The sequence below is a fragment of the Accumulibacter sp. genome (genome assembly GCF_029255145.1).
Classification (GTDB): domain Bacteria; phylum Pseudomonadota; class Gammaproteobacteria; order Burkholderiales; family Rhodocyclaceae; genus Accumulibacter.
The window spans coordinates 37,610-47,037 of sequence record NZ_JAPUVQ010000094.1; the positions used below are offsets into that span (position 1 = coordinate 37,610).

Here is a 9,428-nt window from a genome sequence, read left to right on the forward strand (position 1 = left end):
CACCGCCAGGGCTAGTTCCAGGTCTCCGCGGCCAACGGCAGTTCATTCAGCTCGGCACGCGCTTCCCGCCACCTTGGGTAATGCTGGTCGAGCAGCGCGACGAAGCGCTCGCTGTGCGTCGGCTCGAGCAGATGCAGCAGTTCATGGACGACGACGTATTCAAGCAAGTCCCTGGGCTTCTTCACCAATTCGGAATTCAGCCGAATGCTTCCCGCCCGGTGGTTACAGCTACCCCACTTCGTCTTCATCCGCTGCAGAAAGTAGCCGGAAGCCTTCACGCCAAGGATGCCCTCCCATTTCCCGATGAGCGCAGGTACGGCTTCATGCAGCAATGAGCGATACCATTCAAGCATCACCTCTTCCCGCTTGGCCAGCGCACTGCCCGGGCGCACGCTGAGCACGATCCGGCGATGATCCAGGGTCACGCTCGGCTTTGCGTCCTTTGCGACAATGGACAGCAGATAGCGCCGCCCCCACAGGTAATGGCTTTCCCGCTCGACAAACTCGCGTGGAGTCTCTCGCGCCTGTGCCAACAGCTTCGCCTGCTGGTCACGAATCCAGCCCAGCCTGGAGATGGCATAGGCTCGGGCTACTTCGAGCCGGGTGCCGGTGGGGGCCACCAGCGTGACCTTCCCTGCCGGTGGATGCACGGAAAGGTGGACGTTCTTGACCGACTTGCGCGTCACGGCGATCTCGATGTCGCCGAGTCGGATGAGCTCGGTCATTGATAGCCCGGCTGGTTCTTCACCAGCTCGAACAGTGCGACCGTCGCCGCGCGGTTTCGGCCAAGCAAGCGGAATAAGGCGTTCAGTACCTGCGCCTCGCGTGCCTGGTCGCCGTTCCAGCCGGCCGGCGCGTGTTCGCGCAGGGTGCGATCGATTTCCAGCGCCAACGCCAGACGCTCGTCTTCGTGCTCGGGGGGTGGTTCAGACGCAGCGAAATGGGCGTTGCCGGCGGCCGCGAGGATGTCCGGCAGATTGTTGTAGATCACGATCGCCTCGGTCTTGCCGTGCAGCGCCGCCGGAATACCGGCTTCTGGCTGCCTGGCGGCCAGCCGCTTCACCAACTCCTCGGCCTTGCGCAGGAATTCCTCATAAACCGCCGCATCAACCCGACTCTGCTTGATCAGATCGTCGAGCAGCCTGGACATCTGCGCGTAGAACCTCGGGTCGGTGAGCTGCTCGCGGATGATCGTCTTGCGGACGTTGTTGATGATCCCCTCGGCGATGGCATTCTTCGAGAGCTTGCCCTGCGCGTTCAGCTTCCTGGCGATGGCATCGTGGATGCCGGTGTCGATGATCAGTTCGGTCAGCGACATCTCACCCAGCTCGCCCAGTTCCGCCGCCGGACCGGCCTGAATGTAGGTGTTGATCAAGTGGCGCATGTCGGCCTCGAAGGGCTTGATGTCCAGTTCCTCGCCCGAGTGCTTCTTGATCGCCGAGCGAATTTCGGCGTAGAACTCGACTTCCTTTTGCAGTGTCGCCGCCTCGGCGTCGGAATAGCCCGCCTCGGCCAGATCCTGGGCAAGGTCGGCGTAGGCCCGCGCAAAGATCGTTACGGCCTTGTAGAAGGACACCCGCAGCGCCTCGGTTTCGGTCAAGGCGTTGGCGCTGGCCGCATCGCCGCAGAAATAGTGCAGGAACTGCTCGACCTGACGCGGCAGCGGCACCGGCTCGCACAGGTAGCCAAGTGCCTGGCGGGCGTTGTCGAGTTGCTTCCTGCCTTCTTCCAGCCAGTTCTTGAGGTGCACATTGTTGTCGCCGCCGTTGCCCTGGTCGATGTCCAGTTCGTCGGAGCTATAAACCGCAAGGGCCTGTTGCACGTCGCCGAAGAGCTTCTTGTAATCGACGATGTGACCGTAATCCTTGTCATCGCCATCCAGGCGGTTGGTGCGGCAAATCGCCTGGAACAGGTTATGGTCGCGCAGTTCGTTGTCGAGGTAGATGTAGCTACAGCTCGGCGCGTCGAAGCCGGTCAACAGCTTGCTCACCACGATCAGCAGCTTCAGGTTGGCGGGTTCCTCGATGAAGCGGCGCTTCGCCTCGTCCTCGTATTGCCTGGTCGTCTGGCCGACCTTGAGGACGTGCCGGGTATAGGTGTCGAACTTGTAGCGCTCGTCGCTGTTCGCCGGCTCCCTGGCGATCGCGTTGGCGTTCGGCTCATAGGAGGTGACGATGCCGCAGTAGGCTCCGAAGCCGGTGTGCTGGAACAGCCGGAAGTAATCGCAGGCGTCATGGATCGAGGCCGCCACCAGGATTGCCGTGCCGCGGTCATTGTTCAGGCGCGGCTTGAGGGCGAAGTCGCCGATGATGTCGGCAATGATCTCGCGCTTGCGCCCGGCCGCGCTCATCAACTCTTCCATCGTCGCCCAGCGCTTGCGCACCAGGGCCTTCTGGAAGTTGTTGAGGTTCTTCGTCTTCTGCTCGAACCACTCGTCGATCTTCTTCTGCGAAGTCAGCCGCTCCGGCACGTCACGCGCCTCGTACTTGAGGTCGAGCACCACCTTGTCGGCCACCGCCTGATGGAACTTGTAGGTGTGGATATAGGTGCCGAACACATCGCGCGTCAGCAGCCTGTCTTTGCGCAGGAGCGGCGTGCCGGTGAAGCCGATGAAGATCGCCCCTTCCAGCCAGCGCTTCATCTGCGCGTTCATGTCGCCGCCCTGGGTACGGTGGCATTCGTCCACGAACACATGGAAGCGCCCGTGCACGGCCGGTGCTGGGCCTTTCAGGTCGGCCACGTCGAACTTGTGGATCAGCGCGCAGAGCAGGCGCGGCATGGTCGCACCGAGCTTCTGCACCAAATCCAGCCGCGAAGTGATACGCGGCGATGGCGAGTCTTGACCCATCACACCCGCGTTGCGCATCACCCCGACGATCTGCTTGTCCAGTTCGTCGCGGTCGGTGATGACCAGAATGCGCGCCTCGGGGTCGTGCTCCAGCAGCCACTTGGCGATCAGCACCATCAGGATGCTCTTGCCGCTGCCCTGGGTGTGCCAGATCACGCCGCCCTCGTGCCGGGTGATACGCTCCTGCGCCGCCTTCACGCCAGCGTATTGGTGCGGCCGGGGAATTTTCTTCTGGCCGGCGTCGAAGATGATGAAGTTGCGGATCAGGTCGAGCAGCCGGGTCTTGTTGCAAAGCTGCGCCAGCGGCCGGTCGAGCAGTACGCCGGTCACCGGCTCGCCAGCAGTCGGGACTTCGTCCTTCCATTGCACAAAGAACTGCTCCGGCGTGCCGGTGGTGCCGTAGCGCAAGCCCTGCGAGTCGCTACCCGCCAGCACGAGTTGCACGGTGCTGAAAAAACCCTTGTTGAAAATCTCTTCCTGGTTGGTGTTGAGCTGCCTGATGCCATCGGCCACATCCACCGAACTGCGCTTGAGTTCGAGCACCGCAATGGCGATGCCGTTGAGATACAGCACGATGTCAGGCCGTCGCTGAAAGCCACCCTTCAGCGTCACCTCCTCGGCCAGCGCGAAGTCGTTGTTCTCGGGGTTCGCCCAGTCGATCAGGTGCACTGTCTCATGCGGTTTCCCGGCGGCGATCAGCACCGGGACGCCGTAGCGCAGCAACTGATAGGTGCGCAGATTGGCCTGGTAAAGCGTGATGCCGGTCGCGTCGGCGGCGGTCGCCAGTTTTTGCAGAGCGGCGGCAATATGGGCCGGGGAATAGCCACGCGCTGCGAGATTGGCATGCAACAGACCAGGCTCGATGGCACGGTTACTCTCGCGCCTGGCCCATTCGCCGAGGTAGCGGTAAGCCAGCGAATCGGCGCGCGTCCCGTCGGTAAACAGGTCGATCACGCGCTTCTGCGTCGTGCGTTCGGAACGGGAAGTTTCAGGCATCGATCAGTCGACCCGGTCAAGCGCTGCTGGAATGAATCCTTCGGCCGACAAGGCACGAACGATCCCGCGCAGCAGATAGCTGTTGCTGAAGCCCAGGGTGTACTGCCGCGCCCCTTCCTTGATCGGCATCAACATCCTGCGCTCGACCAGTTTCCTGATCTGGTAGGTTCGCTGTGCCACCGACAGGCCCGGCATCGCCACCGACAGATCGGCCGCCTTGGCGATGCCGCTCCTGGCGCCGATGAGCAGGACGCGTTCTTCGGTAGCCGTAATCAACTCGCGTTCGCGCGCGTAGGCAATGGCCGGCGCCAGCACCTTGTCGCTCAGATATGCGAAATCGGTCAGCCGATCCACTTTGCGCAACTCGTCGAGGATTCCCTGCAAGACATAGACGCACCATGTTTCCAGCCCGCCTGGCGTGCCGGTGTCGGCGCTGGCCAGCATCGCGTAATAGCGGTCCCGATCGTTGCAAAAGACCGCGGTGGGGTTCAGCACCCGCCCACCGGCCTTGACGTTGAAACCGTACTTGATCAGCAAGGCATAGGTCAGCAGGCGCACGACCCGGCCATTGCCGTTGCCGAAGGGGTGTATCCAGCCAAAGCGATGGTGCGCCAGCGCCACCTTGATCAGGTCGTACTTCGGCGGATGGTTCTCGTTGACGAACGCCGCCAGCGCCTGCATGTACTCCGGCACCTGGATGAACTCGGGCGGCAGGTGCGCCGACTGCGCAATGCGCACCGGGTGCCGGCGATACGCCCCCGGCGTGGCGTCGCCCTCGCGATCGAGCTGACCGACGGTGATGGCGTGCAATTCGCGGATGAAGTGTTCGCTCAGGTGATCGTTCGGTTGAACGCTCTCCTCGATGTAGCCCATCGCCCTCTCGATGTTCTCCATTTCCCGCAGTTGATCGGACGGCGCCTGGCGGGCGCCTTCCAGCTTGCTTTCCACGTAATCGGCCAGGGTGGTGTGGTTTCCCTCGATACGGGCCGACCCCAGGCTTTCGAGCATGTGAAAAATGTGCTTGAGCTGAAAGAAGATCGGCGCCGGCGTCGTGCCCTGAAGCTGCAAGCGACGCAGATGCTCCAGTTCGGTCAACACATCCACCAGCGGCGAGTCGAACGCCGGGTTGAGTACCGTCAAATCGTGATGAACAAAGGCAGGCATCGCGTCATTGTAGAACGGCTGAAGAACTATCTGTAATTGACTGCAATTATTACAATAAAACCATTGTGTTAGATCACCACACCCGGAAAGTTATCTTTAGTCAGCAAGCAAAGGATGTTGACGGCAGGGGGTCGTCGAAGTCAAGACACAAGGCCGCCCGGGCGGCGGCGGTCGGGTCGTCAGCTGAACTCGACGCACTCATGCGAGGCGCGTCCTGCCGGTCAACAGCTCCTGCATCATCGCCTGCTTGAGGACGCGGGTCTTGTCGCGCCGGGCCGTAAGCAGAGACAGTTCGGCGTCCATGTCGGAGAGGACGGCGGCGATGGCGGTTTGTTCAATGAGCGGCGGGAAAGCCACGTCGATTCCCTTGAGGATTTGGGTGTTTAGCGAGGCCATCGTCTGACCTACCGCGACGCTCCGCACCAAGCCTTTGAACGGGTCGCTGTGAAACTGGTAGCTCAAGAATTGGGCCTGTACCTGCCGCTGCTCTGGGCGAACGCGCAACAGCCGACCAGAGAACAGCCATCCGGCTTCCGCAGGGCGAATCAGAGCGTTTCTATCTACCGAGCCGACGCGGCTGAAGACGATATCTCCGGCCTTAAGCGAATAGGCCTGTAACCTTCGGCGGTCCTTTTCGCAAACCATCGGCAGGTTCACGTGCTCAACGCCAAACTCACCCAAGTGTTCAACTGTGATGATCGGCGTTCCGTCCGGGATATAGTCGCTCTCATGCAGCGACGATCCAAATGGGCCAGTTCTGACATCTGCAACTTCACTCAACCGCCTTACCTCCCACTCGCCCCGAAAACCCGGCAGTCGGGTCTGTCCAGTGAGGAGTTGCTGCATCGCGGCCTGTTTAAGGTCGCGCTTCTTGGCGATGAGCCGCTCCAGCCCGGCCAGCAGCGCATCCACATCGCTCAACGCCGCCGCGATGGCGCGTTGTTCATTCGCCGTTGGCGGCAACGCAACAAAAAGCTTCTTCAGATTGTCTTGATTGATGTTTGCATTTGCGCTGACCGAGCTCACACCAATCAGTTTGCCTCTGAAATTTTCCGAATAGAAGCAGTGTCTCTTGAAGCCGATGTCCAGCGAGCCGTTGTCACGAAATCGAATTAGAAAGCCTGAATACACGGTTTTAGGAAGATCTGCCTCCACAACGGCAGTCAATCCAACCCCCGATGGCTTTACCGACGACCGGATGAAAATGACATCGCCTCGCTTAAGGTCATATGTCTTCTGTTCTGCCTCGCTTGTTTGAACTAGGCCAAGGGCATCACCAGACTGGATGCTATTCACCCCAAAAACATCCATCAGGTTTACGAATGGCGAACCATGCCCAAACTCTTCGCTGCCTTTGTTGATGCCGTTCTTGAATTGCCCAAGCCTACTCAACGGAACGGCGACCCAGTCCGCCGGAATAACCCCCGCCTCGGTCTGCTTGTAGCCCGGCTTCACTACCATACCGCCCCCATCTTTCTGAGGTGTTCCTCCACGCGGGCGGCGAGCGTCGCCACCTCGTCGGTAAGCTGCGGCAGCGGCGTCGCGTAGCGTTCGGCCAGTTCCCGCAGACGCCCGGTCAGCGTCTGCGAGACGCGGTCGAGTTCGCCCTGCACGGTGGCCGCCAGCGTGCTCATCCACTTGTCGTCAATCACCAGCGACTGGATCTCGGCGGTCGTCAAGCTTGGGTACTTCTCGTAAGCCAGCGCGTCGAGCACGGCCTCGGCGTCGCGAATCTGCTTCTTCAGTACGGCGATGCGGGTGCCCAGACCCAGCCACTGCCTGAGCAGCGCCAGCTCGTCGGCGCCGTCTGCGTCGCTGCCGATCTCGCGGATGCGCTCCTTCACCGCCAGGGCGGTGATGCTGTCGTAACCCGCGAACACGCCGTCGTCGCCGGCTTCCTCTTCTTCCAACTCGGTCTGGCTGGCCTGGGCGGCGTCCAGATCGGCCTGCAGCGCGTCGATGGCGACCTGCTCTTTGGCGAAGTAGCGTGCGACGATCAAGGGCTTGGGGATCAGCTCGCAGGTCCAGCCGCGGTCCCTGGCCTTGCCCTTCTTGTCGGTCTCGACGATGCGGGTGGTCCTGGCCGCCCAGCCGTCGGCGGCGATCAGGTAGGCGTCGTCCTGCATGGTCTCGGCCCAGTAGTCCATCAGGTGCTGGTAGATGTCGTAGGCGTCGAGCAGCGGCGCATTCCTGAAGGTGGCGAGCAGCGCCTCGGCGATGCTTTCGATCAGCGCCTTGGGGTGGCCACCCTGGACAAACCCGGTGAGTTGCGGGCTGACGGTTTGCCGCCAGTGCTGGAAGCGCGCGCCGGCCTGCGCGTTGAAGGCGGTGAATTCGGGGTGATTGAGGATCGCGGGCTTGACTTCGGGCAGCGGCAGGGTCAGGCGGAGGTAGCCGGGGCGCAGCGTCGCAAACAGCGCCGCGCGCACGCCGGGCAGCACCAGCCAGTAGGGCGCCAGCGCGTTGTCGGGATCGTCGAGGTCGCGCTCGGGGATGCCGCCGGCGAGGTGGCCGCTGATGTCGTGCAGGTCTTCGGGGGCCGAGCTGTCGATGTAGCGCGGCAGGTTGAGGTTGAAGTCGTTCTTCGCGTCGGCGATCTCGGTGAAGGTCACCATGCGGGCATAGCGCGGCGTATCGGCCTGTTTGCTGAACGTATCGACGATGCGGTGGATGTCCTGTTCGCGCAGGCGGTTCTTGTTGCCGTCCTTGATGAAGCCCTTGCTGGCGTCGATCATGAACACACCCTTGCGCGCTGTCGCGTTCTCCTTGTCGAGCACCAGGATGCAGGCCGGGATGCCGGTGCCGTAGAAGAGGTTGGCCGGCAGCCCGATGATGCCCTTGAGGATTCCCGAGCGGACGAGCTGCGTGCGGATGGCGGCCTCGGCATTGCCGCGGAACAGCACGCCGTGCGGCAGGATGCACGCGGCTTTGCCGCCCGCCTTCATGCTGCGGATGATATGCAGCAGGTAGGCGTAGTCGCCCTGTTTGGCCGGCGGCTCGCCCCAGGCAAAGCGCTGAAACTCGTCGGGCGATTTGAGGCCGGTGCTCCACGTCTTGTCGGAAAACGGCGGATTGGCGACGACGTAGTCGTAGCTGCGCAGACTTTCTCCGTCCTTGAACTTGGGCGCGGCCAGGGTGTTGCCCGAGAGGATGTTGGCGGTCGGGAAGTCGTGCAGGATCATGTTCATGCGGGCGAGACCGGCGGTGGTCACGTCCTTCTCCTGCCCTTCGAGCGTGATGTGCTTGCCGGCCTCGGCGGCCACCTTGAGCAGCAGCGAACCGGAGCCGCAGGTGGGGTCGTAGGCGATCGTGCGGGCGGTGGTGTTGCCGGGACCGATGCCGATCACCTTGGCGATGATGCGGCTGACTTCGGATGGCGTGTAGAACTGGCCTTTGGACTTGCCCGACTCGCTGGCGAAGTGCCGCATCAGGTATTCATAGGCATCGCCGAGGATGTCGTCGTGCTCGGCACGGTTCTGCGAAAAGTCGAGTTCCGGCTTCTGGAAGATGCTGACCAGGTTGGACAGGCGTTCGACCATCGCCGGGCCTTCGCCCAGCCTGTTGGGGTCGTTGAAGTCGGGAAAATCGCTTTTCGAAAGGCGGTCGTTGGCGTCGACCAGCGGCGCGATGATCTGCTTGTTGATCTTGTCGCCGATGTCACTCTTGCCCTTGAGCGCGATCATGTCGCGGAACGAGGCGCCGGGCGGGATGATTACCGGCGGAGCAAAGTCGTCGCTGTCGGCGTACTTGTCGCTGATGTACTTGATGAACAGCATGAACAGGACGTAGTCCTTGTACTGGCTGGCGTCCATGCCGCCGCGAAGTTGGTCGCACGAGGCCCAGAGGGACGAGTAGAGGTCGGATTTCTTGAGAGCCACGGGCGTTCTTTTGGGAGTCTTGATGCCATATGGCACAGGGGCTGAACTCTACACGACGGACAACCACGGACAAAGCCCGGCGACGAGCAGAAGGCGGTCAAGACGACGGCGTTCGATGTGCAAACCAATCCGGCCAAGCCGGCTATGAGCCTCCACAAGCTGGCCAATGCAAAAGACCGGAACTTCTGGTCCCTTGGGGTGGGCAGCGACAGCCGGCTGATCGTCCACAAAAGCCATGCCAGCCTGCTGTTCCGCACAGCGACTTGTCCCGCACACCTTGGGCAAACACCCTCCGCTTCTCGCCGCCCTGCCAAAACCTCGCGGCGACGAAGACCGGAACAGCGTCGGATTTCTTTACACGCGCGATCGATGCAATTCAGGAATCCACGTAAAATCCGGTCATTACGTCATTGGTACGTAATTTCAGATTTCCTGATCCCGGCCGGGAATGTAGGTAGAATTCCGGAATTGCGAGTAGCACTTTATTTCGAAGGCCATAATTTTCGTATGGCATAGACCAAGCGTCGCTAGGAGTGCAAGGA

General features: G+C 61.7%; 5 protein-coding genes. All 5 read right to left on the minus strand.

The features are described from left to right. Nucleotides 1-11 precede the first annotated feature (11 nt). The gene (locus tag Q1L50_RS09315; protein ID WP_300337799.1) at nt 12-725 is read right to left on the minus strand and encodes a SprT family zinc-dependent metalloprotease; all 714 of its coding nucleotides are present in this window, start codon (nt 723-725) and stop codon (nt 12-14) included. After that, the gene (locus Q1L50_RS09320; protein ID WP_300337801.1) at nt 722-3,844 is read right to left on the minus strand and encodes a type I restriction endonuclease subunit R; all 3,123 of its coding nucleotides are present in this window, start codon (nt 3,842-3,844) and stop codon (nt 722-724) included. Before Q1L50_RS09320 ends, Q1L50_RS09315 begins: the two co-directional genes overlap by 4 nt. A gap of 3 nt (nt 3,845-3,847) precedes the next feature. Next, nucleotides 3,848-5,008, minus strand: a complete 1,161-nt coding sequence (locus Q1L50_RS09325) for a Fic family protein (protein WP_300337803.1) — start codon at nt 5,006-5,008, stop codon at nt 3,848-3,850. A gap of 198 nt (nt 5,009-5,206) precedes the next feature. Beyond that, a complete protein-coding gene (locus Q1L50_RS09330; protein WP_300337805.1) occupies nt 5,207-6,463 on the minus strand; it encodes a restriction endonuclease subunit S in 1,257 nt (418 codons plus the stop codon). Further along, nucleotides 6,463-8,886 carry an N-6 DNA methylase gene (locus Q1L50_RS09335; RefSeq protein ID WP_300337807.1) on the minus strand — a complete coding sequence of 808 codons (2,424 nt, stop codon included), beginning with the start codon at nt 8,884-8,886 and terminating at the stop codon, nt 6,463-6,465. Before Q1L50_RS09335 ends, Q1L50_RS09330 begins: the two co-directional genes overlap by 1 nt. Nucleotides 8,887-9,428 lie beyond the last annotated feature (542 nt).